Annotated in this window: 21 protein-coding genes; 12 read left to right on the forward strand and 9 right to left on the reverse strand. The window is 71.3% G+C overall.

Going from position 1 to position 21,810, the window contains the following annotated elements; translation table 11 throughout:
* Positions 1-35: 35 nt before the first annotated feature.
* Together rimI and tsaD are read left to right on the forward strand one after the other, a co-directional pair.
* Entirely contained in the window at positions 36-527 is a 492-nt protein-coding gene (gene rimI, locus CRM89_RS26475) for a ribosomal protein S18-alanine N-acetyltransferase (protein ID WP_098087132.1), read from the forward strand.
* Positions 524-1,567, forward strand: coding sequence for a tRNA (adenosine(37)-N6)-threonylcarbamoyltransferase complex transferase subunit TsaD (tsaD, locus tag CRM89_RS26480; RefSeq protein WP_098086578.1), 1,044 nt, complete (start codon positions 524-526; stop codon positions 1,565-1,567). Before rimI ends, tsaD begins: the two co-directional genes overlap by 4 nt.
* A 15-nt stretch (positions 1,568-1,582) precedes the next feature.
* Here the strand turns inward: tsaD and CRM89_RS26485 are convergent, their stop codons facing one another.
* The gene (locus tag CRM89_RS26485; RefSeq protein WP_098086579.1) at positions 1,583-3,124 is read right to left on the reverse strand and encodes an Hsp70 family protein; all 1,542 of its coding nucleotides are present in this window, start codon (positions 3,122-3,124) and stop codon (positions 1,583-1,585) included.
* Between the two features lie 628 nt (positions 3,125-3,752).
* Here CRM89_RS26485 and groES point away from each other — a divergent pair.
* Positions 3,753-4,055: a co-chaperone GroES gene (gene groES, locus CRM89_RS26490; protein ID WP_011207416.1), complete on the forward strand. Its 303-nt coding sequence runs from the start codon at positions 3,753-3,755 to the stop codon at positions 4,053-4,055.
* 149 nt (positions 4,056-4,204) lie between these two features.
* Entirely contained in the window at positions 4,205-5,815 is a 1,611-nt protein-coding gene (groL, locus tag CRM89_RS26495; protein ID WP_011207417.1) for a chaperonin GroEL, read from the forward strand.
* Positions 5,816-6,015: 200 nt separating this feature from the next.
* Here the strand turns inward: groL and CRM89_RS26500 are convergent, their stop codons facing one another.
* From CRM89_RS26500 to CRM89_RS26510, 3 genes are all read right to left on the reverse strand, one after another.
* On the reverse strand, positions 6,016-6,267 hold the full coding sequence (locus CRM89_RS26500) for a hypothetical protein (RefSeq protein ID WP_011207418.1): 252 nt from the start codon (positions 6,265-6,267) through the stop codon (positions 6,016-6,018).
* Between the two features lies 1 nt (position 6,268).
* The gene (locus CRM89_RS26505; RefSeq protein ID WP_098086580.1) at positions 6,269-6,844 is read right to left on the reverse strand and encodes a sigma-70 family RNA polymerase sigma factor; all 576 of its coding nucleotides are present in this window, start codon (positions 6,842-6,844) and stop codon (positions 6,269-6,271) included.
* A 261-nt stretch (positions 6,845-7,105) separates the two neighbouring features.
* Entirely contained in the window at positions 7,106-7,399 is a 294-nt protein-coding gene (locus tag CRM89_RS26510; protein ID WP_041559855.1) for a WhiB family transcriptional regulator, read from the reverse strand.
* Positions 7,400-8,025: 626 nt separating this feature from the next.
* On the opposite strand from CRM89_RS26510, the gene CRM89_RS26515 reads away from it, so the two are divergent.
* The 3 genes from CRM89_RS26515 (at position 8,026) to CRM89_RS26525 (ending at position 10,746) form a co-directional block, all read left to right on the forward strand.
* Positions 8,026-8,937 (forward strand): hypothetical protein, encoded by a 912-nt coding sequence (locus CRM89_RS26515; RefSeq protein ID WP_098086581.1) that lies wholly within the window; start codon positions 8,026-8,028, stop codon positions 8,935-8,937.
* 155 nt (positions 8,938-9,092) lie between these two features.
* Positions 9,093-9,671: a sigma-70 family RNA polymerase sigma factor gene (locus tag CRM89_RS26520; RefSeq protein ID WP_041559856.1), complete on the forward strand. Its 579-nt coding sequence runs from the start codon at positions 9,093-9,095 to the stop codon at positions 9,669-9,671.
* A gap of 91 nt (positions 9,672-9,762) precedes the next feature.
* A complete protein-coding gene (locus CRM89_RS26525; RefSeq protein WP_229434887.1) occupies positions 9,763-10,746 on the forward strand; it encodes an anti-sigma-D factor RsdA in 984 nt (327 codons plus the stop codon).
* 160 nt (positions 10,747-10,906) lie between these two features.
* On the opposite strand, the gene CRM89_RS26530 is transcribed toward CRM89_RS26525, so the two are convergent.
* A complete protein-coding gene (locus tag CRM89_RS26530; protein ID WP_011207424.1) occupies positions 10,907-11,320 on the reverse strand; it encodes a DUF5319 domain-containing protein in 414 nt (137 codons plus the stop codon).
* 223 nt (positions 11,321-11,543) lie between these two features.
* On the opposite strand from CRM89_RS26530, the gene guaB reads away from it, so the two are divergent.
* The 3 genes from guaB to guaA all read left to right on the forward strand — a co-directional run bounded on the left by guaB (position 11,544) and on the right by guaA (position 16,216).
* A complete protein-coding gene (gene guaB / locus CRM89_RS26535; RefSeq protein WP_081433147.1) occupies positions 11,544-13,088 on the forward strand; it encodes an IMP dehydrogenase in 1,545 nt (514 codons plus the stop codon).
* Positions 13,089-13,412: 324 nt separating this feature from the next.
* Positions 13,413-14,579 carry a GuaB3 family IMP dehydrogenase-related protein gene (locus CRM89_RS26540; RefSeq protein ID WP_041559858.1) on the forward strand — a complete coding sequence of 389 codons (1,167 nt, stop codon included), beginning with the start codon at positions 13,413-13,415 and terminating at the stop codon, positions 14,577-14,579.
* A 62-nt stretch (positions 14,580-14,641) separates the two neighbouring features.
* On the forward strand, positions 14,642-16,216 hold the full coding sequence (gene guaA, locus CRM89_RS26545) for a glutamine-hydrolyzing GMP synthase (protein WP_098086583.1): 1,575 nt from the start codon (positions 14,642-14,644) through the stop codon (positions 16,214-16,216).
* Positions 16,217-16,273: 57 nt separating this feature from the next.
* Here guaA and CRM89_RS31170 read toward each other — a convergent pair whose 3' ends face one another.
* From CRM89_RS31170 to CRM89_RS26555, 3 genes are read right to left on the reverse strand one after another with little or no spacing between them, the layout of a single operon-like run.
* On the reverse strand, positions 16,274-16,444 hold the full coding sequence (locus tag CRM89_RS31170; protein ID WP_170986864.1) for a hypothetical protein: 171 nt from the start codon (positions 16,442-16,444) through the stop codon (positions 16,274-16,276).
* Positions 16,441-16,650, reverse strand: coding sequence for a hypothetical protein (locus CRM89_RS26550; protein ID WP_011207429.1), 210 nt, complete (start codon positions 16,648-16,650; stop codon positions 16,441-16,443). The genes CRM89_RS31170 and CRM89_RS26550 overlap by 4 nt, the downstream gene beginning before the upstream one ends.
* Entirely contained in the window at positions 16,643-18,274 is a 1,632-nt protein-coding gene (locus CRM89_RS26555) for a PspC domain-containing protein (RefSeq protein ID WP_228792514.1), read from the reverse strand. The genes CRM89_RS26550 and CRM89_RS26555 overlap by 8 nt, the downstream gene beginning before the upstream one ends.
* A 298-nt stretch (positions 18,275-18,572) precedes the next feature.
* Here CRM89_RS26555 and CRM89_RS26560 point away from each other — a divergent pair, with 298 nt between their 5' ends.
* Positions 18,573-19,889: an ATP-binding protein gene (locus CRM89_RS26560; protein ID WP_070108878.1), complete on the forward strand. Its 1,317-nt coding sequence runs from the start codon at positions 18,573-18,575 to the stop codon at positions 19,887-19,889.
* A gap of 97 nt (positions 19,890-19,986) precedes the next feature.
* Positions 19,987-20,622, forward strand: a complete 636-nt coding sequence (locus tag CRM89_RS26565) for a response regulator transcription factor (protein WP_011207433.1) — start codon at positions 19,987-19,989, stop codon at positions 20,620-20,622.
* 10 nt (positions 20,623-20,632) lie between these two features.
* On the opposite strand, the gene CRM89_RS26570 is transcribed toward CRM89_RS26565, so the two are convergent.
* Positions 20,633-21,757 carry a serine/threonine-protein kinase gene (locus CRM89_RS26570; protein ID WP_011207434.1) on the reverse strand — a complete coding sequence of 375 codons (1,125 nt, stop codon included), beginning with the start codon at positions 21,755-21,757 and terminating at the stop codon, positions 20,633-20,635.
* Positions 21,758-21,810: the final 53 nt, after the last annotated feature.

The raw sequence follows: 21,810 nt of genomic DNA on the forward strand, positions 1-21,810 counted from the left end.
CGAGTGTCCGCGCCGCGGGCTTCCACATCGAGCCGATGACCGTCACCGACATCGAGCGCTGCGTCGAACTCGAGCACCTGCTCTTCCCCGAGGACGATCCCTGGCAGGCGGTGGCCTTCCACTCCGAGCTGGCCGGACCACACAACCGCTACATCACCGCCCGCGACGCCGACGGCCGGATGGTCGGGTACGCGGGGATCGCGCTGCTCGGCGACGACGAGCACCCCGAAGCCGAGGTGCACACCATCGGCGTCGACCCCGACTACCACCGCGCGGGCATCGGCACCCTGCTGCTGGAGGCGTTGCTCGCCGAGGCGGGCAAACGGGGCGGCCCGGTGTTCCTCGAGGTGCGCACCGACAACGCGCCCGCCATCGCGCTGTACGCCAAGCACGGATTCCACATCATCGGGCTGCGCAAGAACTACTACCACCCCAGCGGCGCCGACGCCTACACCATGCGCAGGCCGGAACTGACCGCGCAGGGCCGCGAATGGCGCGCGAACCAGATCGACGAGGTGCTGTCGTGATCGTCATGGGCATCGAATCCTCCTGCGACGAGACGGGAGTGGGCATCGTCCGGTGGCGTCCGGACGGCACCTGCGAACTGCTCGCCGACGAGGTCGCCTCCAGCGTCGACCAGCACGCCCGGTTCGGCGGGGTGGTGCCGGAGATCGCCTCGCGCGCCCACCTCGAGGCGATCGTGCCCGCCATGCGGCGCGCGCTCTCCGCGGCGGGCATCGCCAAACCGGATGCGCTGGCCGTCACCATCGGGCCGGGGCTGGCGGGTGCGCTGCTGGTCGGTGTCGCCGCCGCGAAAGCCTATGCGGCGGCGTGGGATGTGCCGTTCTACGCGCTGAATCACCTCGGCGGGCACGTGGCCGTCGACACCCTCGAACACGGGCCGATGCCGCCGTGCGTGGCGCTGCTCGTCTCCGGTGGGCACACCCATCTGCTGCACGTGACCGATCTGGCCGCGCCCATCGTCGAATTGGGCAGCACCGTCGACGACGCGGCGGGCGAGGCCTTCGACAAGGTCGCCCGGCTGCTCGGACTCGGCTTCCCCGGCGGCCCCGCGCTCGATGCCGCGGCCCGCGACGGCGACCCGCACGCGATCGCCTTCCCGCGCGGCATGACCGGGCCGCGCGACCCGCGCTACGACTTCTCCTTCTCCGGCCTCAAGACCGCGGTCGCTCGCCACGTGGAGGCCGCCCAGCGCGCCGGCGTCGCCACCGCCGACCTGCCGATCCCCGACATCGCCGCGTCCTTCCAGGAGGCGGTGGCCGACGTGCTGACCATGAAGGCCGTCCGCGCGGCCCAGGACGTGGGGGTGGACACCCTGGTGCTCGGCGGCGGCGCGACGGCCAACTCCCGCATCCGCTCGCTGGCCGAGGAACGCTGCGCGGCAGCGGGTTTGACGCTGCGGGTGCCCAAGCCGCGGCTGTGCACCGACAACGGCGTGATGATCGCGGCGCTGGGGGCCCATGTCATCGCGGGCGGGGCACGGCCATCGCCGCTGACGGTGGCCAGCGATCCCGGGCTGCCGGTCTCGGTCAGCCAGACCGCCTGAGCGCGTTCGCCTCGACTATTCGGTGTTCCCGCTCGCGGAGCCGGAACCGGCGCGCGGGAACGGGACTCGGGACTGCGCCGGCGCCTGTGTGGGCGTCGGCGCCGTGGTCGAGGGCGACGTGGTGACGGGCGGGCTGCCCGCGTCCGGCTGCTCCGACAGCGGCGGCTCGGAATTCTGCTCCTGCGGGGCGTTGCGATCCAGCAGCGGGCCGAGGAGTTCGGGGAACGGGATCGGCGGCAGGTTCGGATCCGGGCGCAGCGTCGGCGTGGTCGACGGCGCGGTGGTGGGAGCGACCGGGGACCCGGTGGTGCTCGGCACGCCGGTGCGCTCGGTGGTGGTGGGCGCGGCCGAGGTGGGCGGCGCCAGGGTGGTGATGCCGCCCGCGGTGGGAGCCGGAGCGGTGGTCGGCACGACCGCGACGGGAGCGCCCGGCAGCCGGGTACCGCTCGTGGTGCCCGCGGGGGAGACCTCGTCGTCGGCGGTGGGGGCCAGGGTCTTCACGCCGTAGCCGATGATCAGCCCGACCACCACGACGGCGCCGACGAGAGTGCCCGCGACCTTGGTGAAGGTGCTCACCGAGGATTCCGCGCCCATCGCGCCGACCGGGAGCGTGGCGGGCTGGGCGGCATCGGCCACCAGCGCCGCGCCCTTGGCGATCACGGCCTCGGGATCGTCGACCGTCAGCACCGGGACGTCGAGGCTGCGGCGCAGCGTCTCGACCACCGCGGGGATGTTGGCGCCGCCACCGATGACGGCGACCGCCTCCGGTGCGCGCGGCGACCGGGCGAAGGCCCCGGACACGTACGCGGCGGTGTCGGCGAGCAGGTCGGCGATGAGTACCTCGAAATCGGACCTGGTGAGCTTGAGCGGCTGCCCGGCCACGTGGTCGATGGTGACCGCGGGCGCGATCGACAGATGCTCCTTGGCGGCCCGGCCGCGATTGACCAGCATCGCGCGATTCGGGCGGGTGCCGCGGCGGGCGAAGTGCAGGTCGACCAGGTGGTGGTAGATGAGGTCGTCGATGGCGTTGCCACTGATGGCGTGGGTGCGCTGGGTGTGCAGCAGGGTGTCGTCGGCCTGCTCGGCCACCGAGACGCTCAGGCCGGTGGCGCCGAGGTCGACCACGGCAACGGTGCCGTAGCGGTCGGTGAGGCCGGTGTGGCGCAGGTAGGTCAGCGCCGCGGTGGCCTCGTGGACCAGCTCGAGCTCGCGCTGCCTGCCGGTCGCCGAGCGGATCACCTGCGCCTGTTCCCGGCTGCGGTAGGCGACGGCGACACTGGTCGGCGGTTTGCTCGCGGCGGCCTGGAGGCCGAGACCGCTCTCGCCGCCGACGCCGATCGGGTGGGCGGGCCACGCGACGTCGTGCGGTACCTGCCGGGCGGGCAGCTGGGTGGTCATCAGGTCGATGGAGGATGCGACCAGATCGCCGATGTCGGAATGGGCGGCGTCGGCCGAGACGACGCGGTAGTCGAAGCTCTGGGCGCCGTTGGGCGCGGTGGCGACGAGCGCCGAGCAGACGACCTCGTTCCCGGCGGAGATGCCGAGAGACGTTCGCATGGTTCACCTCCCTTCGAGCGGATGGTCGCGGTGCGGCCGACCATCGGCGAATGGATTGCCGGAGCACCGCTGGTCGGCGACGTTCCGGACGCGTGGTCCGGCCGACCCGCCGACCGGTGGGTCGGACGGTCGACCCGGGGATCACGTGTGTACTTGCCCTGGTGAAGCTGGTGGTGCGCAACGTCTCGTGACGAAGTACCGGTCTTCTCGTGATGCCCGGACCGCGCACGAGGCGCCGACCCGTGACGGACACCGGCAGCCGTGGTGCGGGCAGCCGTGGTGCGACCGTCGCCAATACTGTCACAATCCGTTATCCGAACGTTACAGTTTCCGCGATCCGAAGGGAAGTCCCGGCGGGTTTCGTCATGAACCCTGAACAGTGTTGGCACCGCCCGCCCTTGAGCGCTGGCACTCTCGTGTATAGAGTGCTAGTGACACTGGTGAAACGCGGCGGCCGGGCCTTCACCCGCCCTCGCGCAGCGCCGGTGTCGACGCAGTTGTGACTACTGAGCAGGGGTCCCGGCACCCGCGACGACGGGGCTATGCGCAGGGTCAGCACCGTGACCGAACCGATGGTCCGGGACAACAGTCCCGGACGACCGTATCCCCTGAAAGTGGAGGGCTCAACGTGGCGAGCGTGAACATCAAGCCGCTCGAGGACAAGATCCTCGTCCAGGCCAACGAGGCCGAGACGACGACGGCCTCCGGCCTGGTCATCCCGGACACGGCGAAGGAGAAGCCGCAGGAAGGCACCGTCGTCGCCGTCGGCCCCGGCCGGTGGGACGAGGACGGCGAGAAGCGCATCCCGCTCGACGTCCAGGAAGGTGACACCGTCATCTACAGCAAGTACGGCGGCACCGAGATCAAGTACCAGGGTGAGGAGTACCTGATCCTCTCCGCGCGCGACGTGCTGGCTGTCGTCGGCAAGTGACCGCGCTCGGCGCCGCCTGCTCCGGCGCGCGCCACCCGGCTCCGTCCGGGATCGAGTCGTAGCGACGTGCCCCGGTTCCCCTCCCACGGGGCCGGGGCACCGTCGTTTCGGGCTCCTCCTCTCCGGCCCCCATCCAAGGAAAAGGACTCATGGCAAAGCAGATCGAGTTCGACGAAAAAGCTCGCCGGGCTCTCGAACGCGGCGTCGACAAGCTCGCCGACGCGGTGAAGGTCACGCTCGGGCCGCGCGGCCGTCACGTGGTGCTCGCCAAGGCGTTCGGCGGACCGACCGTCACCAACGACGGCGTCACCATCGCGCGTGACATCGACCTCGAGGATCCGTTCGAGAACCTCGGCGCCCAGCTGGTCAAGAGCGTCGCCACCAAGACCAACGACGTCGCGGGCGACGGCACCACCACCGCCACCGTGCTGGCGCAGGCGCTGGTGCGCGGCGGCCTGAAGAACGTCGCGGCGGGCGCCAACCCGATCGCCGTCGGCTCGGGCATCGCCAAGGCCGCCGACGCGGTCTCCGAGGCGCTGCTGGCCGCGGCCACCCCGGTCTCCGGTGAGCAGGCCATCGCGCAGGTCGCGACGGTGTCCTCGCGCGACGAGGAGATCGGCGAGATGGTCGGCAAGGCGCTGACCACCGTCGGCAAGGACGGCGTGGTCACCGTCGAGGAATCCTCGACGCTGCAGACCGAGCTCGTCGTCACCGAGGGCGTGCAGTTCGACAAGGGCTACCTCTCGCCCTACTTCATCACCGACACCGACACCCAGGAAGCGGTGCTGGAGGACGCGTTCGTACTGCTGCACCGTGAGAAGATCAGCTCGCTGCCGGACCTGCTGCCGCTGCTCGAGAAGATCGCCGAGGCGGGCAAGCCGGTGCTGATCGTCGCCGAGGACGTCGAAGGCGAGGCGCTGTCGACGCTGGTGGTGAACTCCATCCGCAAGACCCTCAAGGCCGTCGCGGTCAAGGCGCCGTTCTTCGGCGACCGCCGCAAGGCGTTCCTCGACGACCTGGCCGTGGTCACCGCGGGCACCGTGGTCAACCCGGACCTGGGTATCACGCTGCGCGAGGCGGGCATCGACGTGCTCGGCAAGGCGCGCCGCGTGGTGGTCACCAAGGACGAGACCACCATCATCGACGGTGCGGGCACCGCCGAGGACATCGCCGCGCGCGCCGCCCAGCTGCGCCGCGAGATCGAGGCGACCGATTCCGACTGGGATCGCGAGAAGCTCGAGGAGCGGCTGGCCAAGCTGGCCGGCGGCGTCGCGGTCATCAAGGTCGGCGCGGCCACCGAGACCGCGCTCAAGGAGCGCAAGTACCGCGTCGAGGACGCGGTGAGCGCGGCCAAGGCGGCCGTCGACGAGGGCATCGTGCCCGGTGGCGGCACCGCCCTGGTGCAGGCGGCCACCAAGCTGGTCGAGCTGCGCGACTCGCTCTCCGGTGACGAGGCGGTCGGCGTCGAGGTCGTCCGCAAGGCGCTGGAGGCGCCGCTGTTCTGGATCGCCAGCAACGCGGGCCTGGACGGCGCCGTGGTGGTCAGCAAGGTGGCCGAGGGCAAGGAGGGCTTCAACGCCGCCACCCTCAGCTACGGCGACCTGCTCACCGACGGTGTCGTCGACCCGGTGAAGGTCACCCGCTCGGCCGTGGTGAACGCCGCGTCCGTGGCGCGCATGGTGCTCACCACCGAGAGCGCCGTGGTCGACAAGCCCGCCGAGGAGGCCGAGGACCACAGCCACCACGGTCACGCGCACTGACCGTACGGCGGTAGCGAGGCCCCCGGGAAATCCCGGGGGCCTTCGTCGTTTCCGCGGGGCGGTCGAGCCCGCGCCGAATCACGAGGCGGCTACCGGGCGGGCGCGACGGCTACGCGACTGGGCTGCCCGTGCGCCGGAGACGGTACGGCCGACGGGACGATGGAAACGGCTGGCTCGTGGGGAGATCCGCGGGGGCTCGTTCAGGAGGCCACGGGCGGCTGCTCGGCGGCGATCGCGGCCAGCAGCCGGGCGCGCAAGGCGGGTGGCGGCGCGGTGGCGGTCAGCTCCGCCAGCGCGGTGAGCGCGTCGGCGCTCTGCTGTACTTCGGTGTGGAACGCGGCGCGGACCTCGGGGTCCGCGCTGTCGAGCAACTGCTGCACTTCGTCCTGGTCTTCGTCGTCGATCGATCCGAGCGCGACGGCGTGCGCGAGATCGATCCGGCTGTCGGTCATCTCACGTCACCCCCAAACTTTTCTTCAGTCGTGTCAATCCATCCCGTATCCGGGACTTCACGGTCGGCAGCCCGACCCCGAGGTGGGCGGCCACCTCGGCGTAGGTGCGGCCGCCGTAGTAGGCGAGCGAGATGGCTTCGCGTTGGGTGTCGGTCAGCTCGGCCAGGCTCGCGCGCACCGCGTGTTGTTCGGCCCTGCGCTCGACCTCCTCGACCACCTCGTCGAATTCGTGGTCGAGCACCCGCGCGCCGTAGGCCGCCTCCCGGGAGGAGTGCGCCTGCTCGGCCCGCACGCGGTCGACAGCGCGCCGGTGGGCGAGCGTCATCAGCCAGGTCATGGCGGAACCGCGATCGGGGTCGAAACTGGCGGCGGTGCGCCAGATCTGGAGGTAGACCTCCTGGGTGGTCTCCTCCGCGTATCCGGGGTCCTGGAGCACCCGGAGTACCAGACCGAACACGCGCGCGCTGGTCCGGTCGTACAGTTCGGCGAAAGCGTGCTGGTCGGCCCGGCCGCAACGATGCAGGAGTGCGGCCAGCTCGATGCTTTCGGCTGCGCGTGACGCTCCGTTCTGTGTCATCGGCCACCACGCTAGCGCGGTGCTATCACCAGCCCTCCGCTGGGGTGCCCCGGCAAACGCCAAGCGCCCCAGCTACTTTGCGGCAATTCGCGACACGCCGCGCGCAATGCTGCCCGACGACCCGCGAACCACCGATAGTTGTCGCAAAACTGCCCGGGCCGACAGGGCCTGCGGCGGACCGGACAGGTCCACCGTGGGCGTGTCGGCCCGGGCATCTGCAAGGGATTCGGTGCCCTGCGGGGGCCGGATGGGTCGGCGCGACTACACCGCCATGCGGCGCCGGTTGCGCCGGGCGTGCATCTCGCGTTCGGTCTCGGACATGCCACCCCAGATGCCGTAGGGCTCGCTCACCTTCAGTGCGTGGCTGCGGCACTGCACGAGTACCGGGCAGGTACGGCAGATCTCCTTGGCGCGCATCTCGCGCGCGGTGCGGGCGCGGCCGCGCTCGCCGTCGGGGTGGAAGAACACCGCCGAGTCCACGCCTCGGCAGGAACCGCGCATCTGCCAGTCCCAGACGTCGGCGTTCGGTCCGGGGAGGTGGGTCGGCATGGGCATGGTGAACTCCTCGTGATGCGAGCTCGTCAGCGTTGTCGAGCAGTTTCGTCTCTGCACAGTCATGGGCCACGGCGCGATCGGCTGCTTCGGCAGGTCTCGCCCTGGGGGATCGCTGCAATTTCGCGCGGCGCGGTCCGTGGCGATGAGCTACGTTAGGGCCAGCCGGGAAATTCCGTCAATAGTTCGACGCACCGGTTTTCCAAATCCGCGAAGGCGAGATTTAACCTTCCAGCTGTTTACTTTTTACGTGTGCTCCGGTAGTACTGGACGGTTGGCCGGTTGGCGGCTGACTGCCCGCAGGGCCCGCCGGTGGGGTATCCGTCCAGGTCATAGGCACTTTTTAGGTCGGCTCACGAGTTGCTGGCCGGTCTCGCGGTGCGGTAGCGGACGTGACCCGGGCCACCGGCGGTGCGGCGCGTACGACGATTCGAGATGGCGGAATCGGGGCGCTCAGGTTAATTGCGAGAAACGCATGTGAATTCGCGACGCCGTTCATGCTCGGACTCGCATACGAGTTTTACCCGATGGAAACATGGGGTCCGTACCAGAAAGCTGAAAGGTTGCCGGAAAGGCCCGGGCATTGCCGGGGAGCCCGCGCACCGCGGCGCCGGGTTAGGCTGCCGTCCGTGTTCGTGCCCGCTCCGCTCGCGGATCCTCGCTTCGAAATCCTCGTCGATGCCGCGTTCGGCGCCGGTGACCGCACGGACGCCGCCGGGTTGCCGACCCCGCCCGGACCCGGTGCCGGATGGTTGCGGGCGGTCGCGCTCGGTGGTCGTGGTCACTACGCCGCCGCGCGGACCGAACTGGCCCGCGTGCGCCGGACCGGCCCCGATCCGGTGCTGCGCGCACTGGTCGACAGCACGACCGGATCGCTGCTGCGCCAGCTCGGTTGGCACGCGGCCGCCGCGGAGTTCGACGGCCGGGCCGCCGCCGCGGTGGTCCCGCACCTCGCACGCGCCCGGCACCCGGCGGCGCCCGGCCTGCCGGACGGCGTGGACGCCGCCTGTGACGCGCTGACCGGGCTGGCCGCCGACGCGCTCGGCGTGGGGCGGCTCGATTTGGCCCGACGCCTCCTCGACCGGACCGCCGCGCTGCTCGACACCGACGCCGATACCGCCACCACCGCGGGCACCGCCGACATCACCGACCGGACCCGCGTCCGCATCCGCCTGCACTGGGTCGCCGCCGAGACGGCGCTGGCCGCGGGGGACGCCGCGAGGGCCCGGCCGCACGCGGAGGCGGGGCTGCGGCTGGCGCAGGACTGGTCGTCGGTGCGGCACCGGGTGAAATCGCGTCTGCTCGTCGCCGCCACCGCCGCGGCGGCCAGCGATCGGGCCGATTCCGCCGCCCGCGCCACCGCCGTGGCCGCCGAGGCGCGCGCGCACGAACTGCTGCCGCTGCGGTGGGCGGCGGCGATGTTGCTCGCCGGCGTCGGTGATTCCGAGCACGCGCGCGCGGCCGCCGCGGCGGAGGCCGCGACCTGCGCCGCCGAGATCGCCCGCCGCGGAGGCCGCTTCCGACCGGCCCAGACGTGCTGAAAGTCACTTCTACGGCCCCGTAGGTTGTAGCGACAAGTGACCATGTTGACCGATGCGCTCGCGCCGGTCGCTATTGTTGGTTCCGTTCCGCCACTTCGGTGGAAGCACAGGTCATCGGGCCCGTGCCACTTGTAACGCCAGGAATATCTCTGACGATGACGCACACGGGCGAAGAGTTGGACCTCGCCGTCGCTGCCGCTGCGCAGGGCGACAGGACAGCTTTAGCTCAGGTACTGGAGCTTGTCCGCCCGCTCGTTGTCCGTTATTGCCGCGCGCGTATCGGCGCGGCGGAGCGCGGTCAGCTCTCCGCGGATGACGTTGCGCAGGAGGTATGTCTGGCCGTGATGACCGCCTTGCCCCGCTATCAGGATCAGGGCAGGCCCTTCATGGCCTTCGTATACGGAATCGCTTCGCACAAGGTCGCCGACGCCCATCGCAACGCCGCCCGTAACAAGGCGGAGGCAATGGCCGAAGTACCAGATGTCATATCCACCGACCAAGGGCCGGAGCAGCGAGCTCTCGAGTCAGAAACGAGCAGGCAGATGAACCGCTTGCTCGCGACGCTTCCTGAGAAGCATCGAGAGATCCTGGTCCTGCGTTTGGTCATGGGTTTGTCAGCGGAGGAAACCGCGGCCGCCGTGGGCAGTACGGCGGGCGCTATACGAGTGGCCCAGCACAGGGCGCTCGCGAAACTGAAGTCACAAGTGGCGAGGGCAGGTGAAATGTATGGCTAGGGATGGCGAGCGCGGTCGGGGCGACTGGAAGGCGCGGCGCGGATCGCGGAACAGCGGTCCCTACGCCGGGGGGGCTGGAGACACCGGACCGGTGGACATCGCCGCGGTGCGCCGCGACGATGCGCTCATCGACGCCATCGCCAGCGATGGCCCGGTGCAGACCGACAGTGCGGAGGAGTTCCAGCTCGCCGCGCTGCTCGCGGACTGGCGTGCGGAGCTGATCGCTGCGCCGCTGCCGAGCGCTCCCGACCTGGACACGGTGGTCGCCGCCGTCAACCAGGAGATCGGTGCGCGCAAGGTCCGTGTCGGTGCCCAGGCGCGTGGGAAGCTGCGACTCCTCTACCCGATCACGGGGGCGGCCGCCGCCCTCGCGTTGATCATCGGCGGTACCACGGCGTTCTCCTACGGCGCCGAGCCGGGCGATCCGCTGTGGCGGGTCAAGGAAGTTGTGTTCAGCGAGCAGGCCCAGACCACCGTGGTGCAGCGCGCGGACACCGAGCTCGATCAGGCGAAACAGGCGCTGGCGCAGGGCAACACGACGCAGGCCGTGGCGCTGCTCGAGCGGGCGCAGGGCAATGTCGACCAGATCAGCGACGGCGCCAAGAAGCAGGATCTGCAGAACGAATGGCAGCGCCTGTTCGCCCAGCTGCGCAGCATCTCCCCGGAGCTGGCCACCCAGCTGGAGCAGACGGTGCAACCGAGCCAGCCGCAGCGGCCGGAGCCCGGACCCACCGGCACGGTGCTACCGACCAGGCCTTCGCCCGGGGACGGCAGCACGGTGACCATGCTGCCGGGCGGAACCACCGAGCCCACGCAGCCCACCCAGCCGACGCAGCCCACCGAGCCGGTCGAGCCGACCACCGAGGAACCCCCGGTGACGCCGACCCAGCCGCAGCCCACCACCGAGCCGCCCGCGACCGGCGGGCCCACCCAGATCCCGCCGACGGTCGTGCCGACCGGGAACACCGGCTCGCCGGGCGTTCCCGACACCGGCGCGCCGACGATGGGCCCGGGCGGAATCCAGATTCCGCCGGGGCTGTTGCCTCCGGGTGTGCTGCCGGCGCCGTCGAGCTAGCGGTTCCCGCGCAGCGGATCGCGGAGACTTCGATTCAGCGGCGCGTTGTCGGAAACGAGTTGCACAGAGACCGATCGCCCGACGGCGATCGGCTTTCGTGTTTTCGCGGGCCTGTGCTGTCGGGCACGGGGTGACCCCGCCGATCGACGGGGCCGGGGATTCAGCTGTCGAACCCGTCGAAACCGTCGCCGTGGAACGCCTCGTTCATCGAGGCGTCCGCGTAGCCGCGGCAGTAGTCCCAGGTGACGTACGCCTCGGGAGTGGGATCGTAGGCGGGCTCATGGGGGCGCACCGTGCCGTCGACCAGCAGTTGCAGGAGGTTGGCCCGGAGCATGTCCCAGTCGTGGTAGTGATCCTGTCTACAGTCCTCGCAGCTGACCACGAGTCCGCGGATGCCGCGGTGGGCCAGGAGAGCTTCGTACACGGCGAGATCGGCGAGATCCTCCTCGACCGCAAGGCGCTCGTGGGGATCCAGCGGTTCACCGGGCTCGATGGCATCGAGCGCGGCGGACGGGTCGGAGGGATCTCCGGCGAATGGATCCGGCGGCAAGCCAGGTGGTAGATGGTCACGCACACACCCACGGTACGCAGAACAGGGCGGTCTGCGCCAGCGCTGCCGGGTGCCAGTTTTCGACGGCGGGATCGGTTCCCCGGCCTGTTTGCGCGACAGATACCATGGTGGGCAGGCGCCGGACAGTACCCGACACGCTGATCTCGCCGCCACCGTCCATCCCATCAGTTGTGCGCGACGCCGGTCGGCGTCTCTCGCTTTCGACGTCCAGGAGGGGTCGATCCGAATGAGTAATCCCGTAACGGGCGAACGAAACACAGTCCGCCCCCCTACGGGTGGCGACGATCCGAACAAGATCGCCATGCTCGGCCTCACGTTCGACGACGTGCTGTTGCTGCCTGCCGCATCGGATCTGATTCCCAGTTCGGTCGAGACCTCCAGCCGGCTCACCCGGGAGATCCGGTTGCGCACCCCGCTGGTGAGTTCGGCCATGGATACCGTCACCGAGGCCAGGATGGCCATCGCGATGGCGCGTGCGGGCGGCATGGGTGTGCTGCACCGCAACCTGTCGGCCGCCGACCAGGCCGCCCAGGTGGAGACCGTGAAGCGCTCCGAGGCGGGCATGGTGACCGATCCGGTGACCTGTCGTCCCACCGACACCCTCGCCGAGGTCGACGCCATGTGTGCCCGCTTCCGTATCTCGGGCCTGCCCGTGGTGGACGAGACGGGCGCCCTCGTGGGCATCATCACCAACCGTGACATGCGGTTCGAGGTGGACCAGAACCGCCGGGTCGCCGACGTGATGACCAAGGCGCCGCTGATCACCGCCCAGGAGGGTGTCACCGCGGAGGCCGCGCTGGGGCTGCTGCGCCGCCACAAGGTGGAGAAGCTGCCGATCGTGGACGGCAACGGCAGGCTGCGCGGTCTCATCACCGTGAAGGACTTCGTCAAGACCGATCAGTACCCGAACGCCACCAAGGACCGCGACGGCCGCCTGCTGGTCGGCGCGGCGGTCGGTGTCGGTGAAGACGCCTGGTCGCGAGCGATGACGCTGGCCGATGCCGGGGTGGACGTGCTGGTGGTCGACACCGCGCACGGGCACCAGTCCCAGGTGCTGCAGATGGTGGCCAAGGTGAAGGCCGAGGTCGGTGACCGCATCCAGGTCGTCGGCGGCAACATCGCCACCCGCGCCGGCGCGGCCGCGCTCGTGGAAGCGGGCGCGGACGCGGTGAAGGTGGGCGTCGGCCCCGGCTCGATCTGCACCACCCGCGTCGTCGCGGGCGTGGGCGCGCCGCAGATCACCGCCATCCTGGAGGCCGTCGCGGCCTGCAAGCCCGCCGGTGTGCCGGTGATCGCCGACGGTGGCATCCAGTTCTCCGGCGACATCGCCAAGGCCATCGCGGCGGGCGCGTCCACCGTGATGCTGGGTTCGCTGCTGGCGGGTACGGCCGAGTCGCCGGGCGAGTTGATCCTGGTGGGCGGCAAGCAGTTCAAGAGCTACCGCGGCATGGGTTCGCTGGGCGCGATGCAGGGCCGTGGCCAGGCCAAGTCGTTCTCCAAGGACCGCTACTTCCAGGACGACGTGCTCGCCGAGGACAAGCTGGTCCCCGAGGGCATCGAGGGCCGGGTCCCGTTCCGCGGGCCGGTGAACCAGGTGATCCACCAGCTCGTCGGCGGCCTGCGCGCCGCCATGGGCTACACCGGCTCCCAGTCCATCGCGGACCTGCAGGAGGCCCAGTTCGTGCAGATCACCGCGGCGGGCCTGAAGGAGAGCCACCCGCACGACATCACCATGACCGTGGAGGCCCCCAACTACACGGGCCGTTCCTGACGAGCGCCCCAGACGGCCGGGCACCCCAGCGGTCCCGGCCGTCACTGCTGTCCGGCCCACCCCACCGAGCCGTACCCGGAGCGGCGCGACCCCCCGCTCACCGCAGGCGATAGTCTCGAGCCGACCCCCGAGCAGCAAACAACACGCTCACCCGCCCGGATCACCATGAGGGACGAGCCCCGTTCGCGGCCCGTCTCGCGGTCGAGTGGCCGATGCGCAAGCGACGAAGGAGCAAGCATCGGCGACTCGACCGCGAGACACCAGGGGGCCGCGAACCCGCCGCGACGAAGGAGCGGCAAATCCAACACCGAAAGGACAACTCACGTGCGCGACATGGTCGAGATCGGCATGGGCCGGACCGCCCGGCGTACCTACGAGCTGGACGATGTCGACATCGTTCCGTCGCGGCGTACCCGCTCGTCGAAGCAGGTGTCGTTGGCATGGCAGCTGGACGCGTACCGCTTCGAGATCCCGCTGGTGGCGCATCCGACCGATGCGCTGGTTTCGCCGCGGTCGGCGGTGGAGCTGGGTCGTCTCGGTGGGCTCGGGGTGATCAACGGCGAGGGCCTGTGGGCCAGGCACGCCGATGTCGAGACCAAGATCGAGCAGCTGACCGAGCTGGCGGCGCAGGGTAGGTTCGACCGGGCGGTGGCGTTGCTGCAGCAGTTGCACGCCGCGCCGATGCAGCCGGATCTGCTGGCGGCGGCCGTCGCCGAGGTGCGCGCGGCCGGGGTGACGGTGGCGGTGCGGGTGAGCCCGCAGAACGCTCGGACACTGACGCCCGCGCTGTTGCAGGCGGGCATCGATCTGCTGGTGGTGCACGGCACGATCATCTCGGCCGAGCATGTGGGCGACGGTGAGCCGCTGAACCTGAAGACCTTCATCGCCGAGCTGGATGTGCCGGTGGTGGCGGGCGGGGTGAGCGATCACCGCACCGCCCTGCACCTGATGCGCACCGGTGCGGCGGGCGTGATCGTGGGCTACGGCTCGTACCCGGGCGCGACGACGACGGGTGAGGTGCTCGGTATCGGGGTGCCGATGGCGACGGCGATCGCGGACGCGGCGGCGGCGCGGCGGGACTACCTGGACGAGACGGGCGGTCGTTACGTGCATGTCATCGCCGACGGCGACATCGCGACGTCGGGTCAGCTGGCGAAGGCGATCGCCTGCGGTGCGGACGCGGCGATGCTGGGGGTGCCGCTGGCGGTGGCGGCCGAGGCGCCCGGCCGCGGCTGGTACTGGCCGTCGGCGGCCGCGCATCCCTCGGTGCCGCGCGGTTCGCTGTTGCAGGTGGGTGACGGCTGGGATCTCGGTGCCGAGGACGAGGCGGACGAGGCCGCGCGGCCGCCACTGGAGCGGGTGCTCTTCGGCCCGTCCGACGATCCGTTCGGTTCGCTGAACCTGGTCGGCGGGCTGCGGCGCTCGATGGCGAAGGCGGGTTACTCGGATCTGAAGGAGTTCCAGAAGGTCGGCTTGAGCGTGCGGGCGTGACCTGGCGCGCACCGGGCATGCCCGTGCGTTCCGGGCGCGGGTCCGCTCACTAGACTGGGCCGGTGGCAGAAACCCAGAGACCGGTCCTCGTCGTCGACTTCGGTGCCCAATACGCCCAGCTGATCGCTCGCCGGGTCCGCGAGGCGAGCGTCTACTCCGAGGTGGTTCCCCATACCGCCACGGTGGAGGAGATCGCGGCGAAGAAGCCGCTCGCGGTGATCCTGTCCGGTGGCCCGTCCAGCGTGTACGCCGAGGGCGCGCCGCAGCTGGATCCGCGGCTGTTCGATCTGAACCTGCCGGTCTTCGGCATCTGCTACGGCTTCCAGGCGATGGCGCAGGCGCTCGGCGGCACGGTGGCCCACACCGGCACCCGCGAATACGGCCGCACCGAACTCAACATCGACGGTGGCGTGCTGCACGGCGGCCTGCCCACGATTCAGCCGGTGTGGATGAGCCACGGTGACGCGGTGACCGACGCGCCGGAGGGCTTCGAGGTGACCGGCACCACGGCGGGTGCGCCGGTCGCGGCGTTCGAGGACCGCGCGCGGCGGCTGGCCGGTGTGCAGTACCACCCCGAGGTGCTGCATTCCCCGCACGGCCAGCAGGTGCTGAGCCGGTTCCTGCACGAGCTGGCCGGTATCCCGGCGAGCTGGACACCGTCGAACATCGCCGATGTGCTGGTGGAGCAGGTGCGCGCGCAGGTCGGCGACGGCCACGCGATCTGCGGCCTGTCCGGCGGCGTGGACAGCGCGGTGGCGGCGGCCCTGGTGCAGCGCGCCATCGGCGACCGGCTGACCTGCGTGTTCGTCGATCACGGGCTGCTGCGCGCGGGCGAGCGCGAGCAGGTGCAGCAGGATTTCGTCGCGTCCACCGGTGCCAAGCTGGTGACCGTCGACGCGGTGGACAAGTTCCTCGGTGAGCTGAAGGGCGTGACCGATCCCGAGGAGAAGCGCAAGATCATCGGCCGGGAGTTCATCCGGTCCTTCGAGGACGCGGTGCGCCAGATCGTCGACGAGCAGGGCGCGGCCGAGGGCAAGCAGCCCGAGGTGGAATTCCTGGTGCAGGGCACGCTCTACCCGGATGTGGTGGAGTCCGGCGGCGGCACCGGCACCGCGAACATCAAGTCCCACCACAATGTCGGCGGACTGCCGGAGGACCTGGAGTTCGAGCTGGTCGAGCCGCTGCGGTTGCTGTTCAAGGACGAGGTGCGCGCGGTGGGCCGCGAGCTCGGCCTGCCCGAGGAGATCGTGGCCAGGCAGCCGTTCCCCGGGCCGGGGCTGGCGATCCGCATCATCGGCGAGGTCACCGCGGACCGGCTGGCGACGCTGCGGCAGGCCGACGCGATCGCCCGCGAGGAGCTGACCGCGGCCGGGCTGGACCGGCAGATCTGGCAGTGCCCGGTGGTGTTGCTGGCCGACGTGCGCAGTGTCGGGGTGCAGGGCGACGGCCGCACCTACGGTCATCCGATCGTGCTGCGTCCGGTGTCCAGCGAGGACGCGATGACCGCGGATTGGACCCGGCTGCCCTACGAGGTGCTCGAGCGGATCTCGACCCGGATCACCAACGAGGTCGCCGAGGTCAACCGCGTGGTGCTGGATGTGACGAGCAAGCCGCCGGGGACCATCGAGTGGGAGTGATCCCGAGGCAGTGAACGGCCCGCACCGCTCCGGTGCGGGCCGTTCGTCGTTCGCGGGTCAGTCGCGCACGGTTCTGCCGTGGTGGCCGTAGACCAGGTGGCCCAGGCGCAGGCCGGGAATTCCCCGGCTCCCGCCGCGGACCAGCCGGGCCAGCGGAGTGCCTGGATCGCGGTCGGCCTGGGCGGGCGGGGTCGCGGTGCTCCCCTCGGTGGGGCCGGTGCCGGTCATCGGCGGCGCGGGGAGATCACCAGCAGCAGGCCGACGACGATCGCGCCGATCACCAGGATCCAGCCCAGGGAGACGGCGCCACCGGCGGTGGCCGCGGGGCCGACGAAACCCCACACGCTGACGGCCAGGGCCAGCAGCCCCATGATCAGCAGGGAGGCGGACGGGCCGCCGTTGCCCACGCGCTCGGTTTCCTTGCGCTCAGCCACGCTGCACCTCCACGCTGCCCATCCGCACGTCCACGTTCAGGTCGAGCACCGGCGCACCCGGGGTGTTCGGGCCGGTGATGCCCTCGGGGCAGAGGTTCTCACCCATCCGCACCGAGCAGTCGGTGTGCACCGTCATCCCGGCGGGCACGAGGATGCGCGCCTCACCCATCTGCACGTCGAGGTTCACCGTGCGGTTCTCGGTGAGTTCGATCGAGCGCAGGTCCAGCGTGCCCGACCCCATCGTCACCCGGTAGTCCGACCGCAACTCCGCCGCGGTCGGCGGCGCCCAGACGTGTTCGCCCATCGCGCCGCGGTCGAATTCGATCGGGCCGATCAGCGAGGCCAGCAGCACGAACCCGGCGAGCGGGGCGGTCACCACGAGCAGGCCGTAGCCGCGCCGCAGGAACGCGCCCAGCACCAGCCCGAGACCGATCACGGCCAGGGCCACCGCGCCGATGCGGCCGGGTGTCATCCACTCGACGCCCGCCGCGGCCAGCGCGCCGGCGCCCGCGGCAGCCATGATGGCCAGGCCGAGCACCACCGGGGTGAGCCGGGAGCGGGGCCGTTTCGGCGGGGGCGCGACCACGGGGCGCGCCGGGGTGGGTTCGGGAAGATCCCAGGCCAGCGGGGCGACGCCGAGCGGATCCCAGGACGGGGGGACCGGTCCGGCGAGCACCGGGGGCGGGGCCGCCGCCAGGGTGCTCGGCGTGGGGCGGGAGCCGGCTGTCCCGGCGGGCGACGGGGCGTCCGCGGAGGTGGCCGCCACGGTGGCGCCGTCGCGGGCCGTCTCGGCCGAGTCGGATCCGGCCGCCGGGCCGGGCTCGGCGGGGTCGGCGGTGGTCTGCTCGGGCGGCGCCGATGCGCCGGATTCGGCGGCGACCGTGTCGTCGGCGGTCGGGCGGGCCGTGTCGGTGGGTGCGGGACGATCCGATGCCGCTGGTGCCGCGTCGGTCGTGGCGGCCGGTTCCGGTCGCTTGTGCAGTTCGACGGTCGGCGCGTCGGCCCGGTCGTCGGGGATGTAGGCGTCCGGCAGCTTGGTGTAGGGCGTGTACATCGGTGTGGTGTGCGTCGCCTGCGCCATCGGGAAGCCGCCGGTGGTGCGCATCGGGCCGGTCGGGAAGGCGGTACCCGGATAGCCGGTCGCGGTGCCGCCGGGGTAGCCCGCGTCCCAGAGACTGGTGCCCGGCGGTGGTTGCGGGCAGCGCATGAACAGCATCCACCAGCCGGCCAGCATCAAGGCGAGGCTGATCATTCCGGAACCGGCCAGCCCGACGCCGATCGGTCCGACGGTGGTGACCGCGATGGCCAGCGCCACGATGAGCACGACCGTCTTGGTCTGGGACTGCGAGCTGTGCCCCTTGCCGAACAGCGATTCGGCCGGGGAGGACCGCTCGCCCGCTTCGCTGAGCATCAGCCAGGCGAACAGGTAGAGCACGATGCCCGCGCCGCCGAACATGCTCGACACCACGAACGCGACCCGGATCAGCACCGGGTCGACGTTGTAGCGCTGGCCGAAACCCGCGGCGACGCCCGCGATCGGCCCTTGCCGCGGCAGCCGTACCGGCCGCGTCTGCCACATCTGCTGAAGCTGATCGCCGAAGGTCGTTCTCGTCATGTTCTCCATGGTGAGCGCGCACGACCGCCACCGCATCGGGGGTAACCCTGAAAATCCACGGAACTCCCGGACCGCGCCGCCTGTCGGCACACGGCGCGGTCGCGGGCGGCGGACCTGCGCGGATGCGGTGGGTGGGGGTGAAGATCAGGGAGAATCCCGATGCCGGTGGTCGGGGTGGCGTGCCAGTATCGAAGGCATGTACCCGACCGGCCCCGCGTTCGACGCTGCCCGGGGCGCAGGCTCCGCGTGGGGGGCAGGCGCCGCGCCCGGCCATCCCGCCGGCGGCCCCGATCCGTCCGGAGCGGGGATGCCCCGCGGGTTCGGGCCCGCCCCGGTGCTGGCGCTCGGGCAGACGCCCCGGTTGCGGCTGGTGCGCCGGTCCGGCGGGCGGATCGTCGGCGGTGTCGCCGGTGGTCTGGCCGATCATCTCGGTCTCGACGTGTTCAAGGTGCGGATGGCTTTCGTGCTGCTGTCCGCGCTGGCCGGGGCGGGCATCATCGCCTACGGCATGCTGTGGGTGTTCACCCCGGGCGGCGTCGACACCGCCGAGCCGTCGGGCACCGAGCGGCGGCAGGCGATCGGCCTGGCGATGCTCGGGCTCGGGCTGGCGATCGCGGTCTCCTGGGCGATGAACGCGACCGTGGCGGCGAAGGTGATCGTGCCGATCGTGGTGGTCGCGGTCGGCGCGGCGCTGGTGTGGCGCGAATACGACACCGACGGGCCGCGGTCGCTGCTCGGGCTGCCCGCGCGGCCGTCGGTGGTGACCTGGGCCCGCATCGTCACCGGCGCGACCCTGGTGGTGCTCGGGCTCGGCGTGCTGGTGCTGGCCAGGATCGACCTCGGTTCGCTCGGCTCGGCGCTGATCGCGGTGGTGGTGACGCTGGCGGGCGCCGGTCTGCTGACCGTGCCGCTGTGGCTGCGCATGATGGGCGCGCTGAACGCCGAACGCGCCGCCCGCATCCGCAACGAGGAGCGCGAGGAGATCGCCTCGCACCTGCACGACTCGGTGTTGCAGACGCTCGCGCTGATCCAGCGCCAGGCCGACGATCCGCACGAGGTGATGCGCCTGGCCCGCAGCCAGGAACGTGAACTGCGCCGCTGGCTCTTCGACGACTCCGGTCCCGCGCATTCCAGCCTGGCCGCCGCGCTGCGCACCATCGCCGGTGAGGTGGAGGACCAGCACGGCGTGAAGGTCACCCCGGTGACCGTGGGCGATGTGACGATGGACGTCGACGATTCCGGTTTCGGCCTGCCCAAGGAGCATTTCACCGCCCTGCTCGGCGCGGCCCGCGAGGCGATGGTGAACGCCGCCAAGCACGCCGGGGTGCCGACCGTCGACCTGTTCGCCGAGGTGGAACCGCATCAGGTGAGCGTGTTCGTACGCGACCGCGGCGCCGGATTCGATCCGGCGGCCGTGCCGCAGGACCGGCAGGGCCTGGCCAAATCGATCCGCGGGCGGATCGAGCGGCGCGGCGGCCGGGTCGAGATCCTGTCCACGCCCGGCCGGGGCACCGAGGTGCGGATCCACATGCCGCGCAGCGACGCCGCCGGGCTGGACTGCGCGGGGGAGCCGGACGAGGACGCGACCGAGCGGACGCGCGAGCCCGCGGGCCGGGCCGACTGACGCGGCGCGCGGGCGGGACAGTGGTGGTGTGATACCGATGGAGGTGCGGTCGGCGCGTGGGCTCGGGCCGCCGACAGGTGAGGAGATGTAGGTGACCGTGCGGGTCTTTCTCGTCGACGATCACGCGGTGTTCCGCTCGGGGGTACGGGCGGAGCTGAGCAGGGAGGCCGATCTGGAGGTGGTCGGCGAGGCGGGCGGTGTCGCCGAGGCGATCGCCGGGATCAAGGCGACCGAGCCCGACGTGGTGCTGTTGGACGTGCACATGCCCGACGGCGGCGGTGTCGCGGTGCTCTCCGGTATCGAGGACGGGCCGGTGTGCCTGGCGCTGAGCGTCTCCGATGCCGCCGAGGACGTCATCGCGGTGATCCGGGCCGGCGCGCGCGGCTACGTCACCAAGACGATCTCCGGCGCCGAACTGGCCGACGGCATCCGCCGGGTGGCCGGCGGCGACGCGGTGTTCAGCCCGCGACTGGCCGGTTTCGTGCTCGATTCGTTCACCGGCCGCTCGCCGGTGCCCGAGCCGCCGCTCGACCCGGAACTGGATTCGCTCACCCCGCGCGAACTCGAGGTGCTGCGCCTGCTGGCCCGCGGCTACACCTATCGCGAGATCGCCGAGACCCTGTTCATCTCGGTGAAGACCGTCGAGACGCACGCCTCCAATGTGCTGCGCAAGACCCAGCAGTCCAATCGCAACGCGCTGACCCGTTGGGCACACCGCCGCCGCATCGACTGAGCCGGCGGCGCTACATCGCCACGACGATGACGCCGATGATGATGATCAACCCGATCAGCAGCCCGATGGTCACCGCCAGCGCGGCGTTGGTCTGCCGCGGCGCGGCCACCCTGGCTCGCTGGGCGGCGGGCGCGTTCGCCGCCGACGCGCCGCGATGCGGGCGGGGGAGCGGGGCCGAGTGCGGGCTGCGCAGGCCGATGGCTCCGTTGCGGGTCGCCCAGGACGGGATGGTGCCGTCCTCGGTGCGTACCGGCGCGCCGAGGATGTAGGAGGCGGTGCCGGGACCGAATGCGGCGGTGAGGATTTCGTCGCGCGCCTCGGCCATCGTCGGCCTGCGCTGCGGGGCGGGCTCCATCATGTGCAGCAGCGCGTCGGTGAGCACGCCGCTGCGCGAGGGCGGGATGATCTGGGCCATCGCGGCCCGCTGTACGACGGCGTCGCTGTCGTCGTCCATGCCGAACGGCGGCTGACCCTCGATCGCGGTGTAGAGGGTGGCGCCGAGGGAGAACACGTCGCTGGCCGCGGTGGGCTGCGCGCCGCGGGCCACCTCGGGCGGCAGGTAGGCGGGGGTGCCGGTGATGATGCCGTCCGGCTCGTCGGATGTCTCGCCCGCGCCGCGGGAGATGCCGAAGTCGCTGAGCTTGGCGAAGCCGACCCGGGGCCCGCGGTCGGCGACGAGGATGTTGCCGGGCTTGATGTCGCGGTGCACGATGCCCACCGCGTGCGCGGCCGCGAGCGCGTCGGCCACCTGGGCGCCGATCTGGGCCACCTCGAGTACCGGCAGCGTGTCGACCAGGCCGAGCGCACGCGCGACGCTGCGTGAGGGCAGATGCTCCATCACCAGCCAGGGCTCGCCCGCCTCGAGTACCACGTCGTAGACGGCGATGGCGTGCTCGTGCGAGAGCTTGGCCGCGACCCGGCCCTCGTGCATGATCTGCTCGCGGATCCTGGCGGCCTCCGCCTCGGGCAGCCCGGCGGTGGAGAGCACCTGTTTGATGGCCACGTCGCGATCGAGCAACCGGTCGTGCGCCAGCCACACCGCGCCCATGCCGCCGCCGCCCAGCTTCGACTGCAGGCGGTAGCGACCCGCGACCAGATAGTCGGGGCCGACGATGGGACGGGCGCGATCGATCATGGTGTGCAGAGTATCCGAATTCGGTGGTAGGGGACCTGATTCGAGACCAGCGG

The sequence above is a fragment of the Nocardia sp. FDAARGOS_372 genome (assembly GCF_002554515.1).
Taxonomy (GTDB): domain Bacteria; phylum Actinomycetota; class Actinomycetes; order Mycobacteriales; family Mycobacteriaceae; genus Nocardia; species Nocardia farcinica.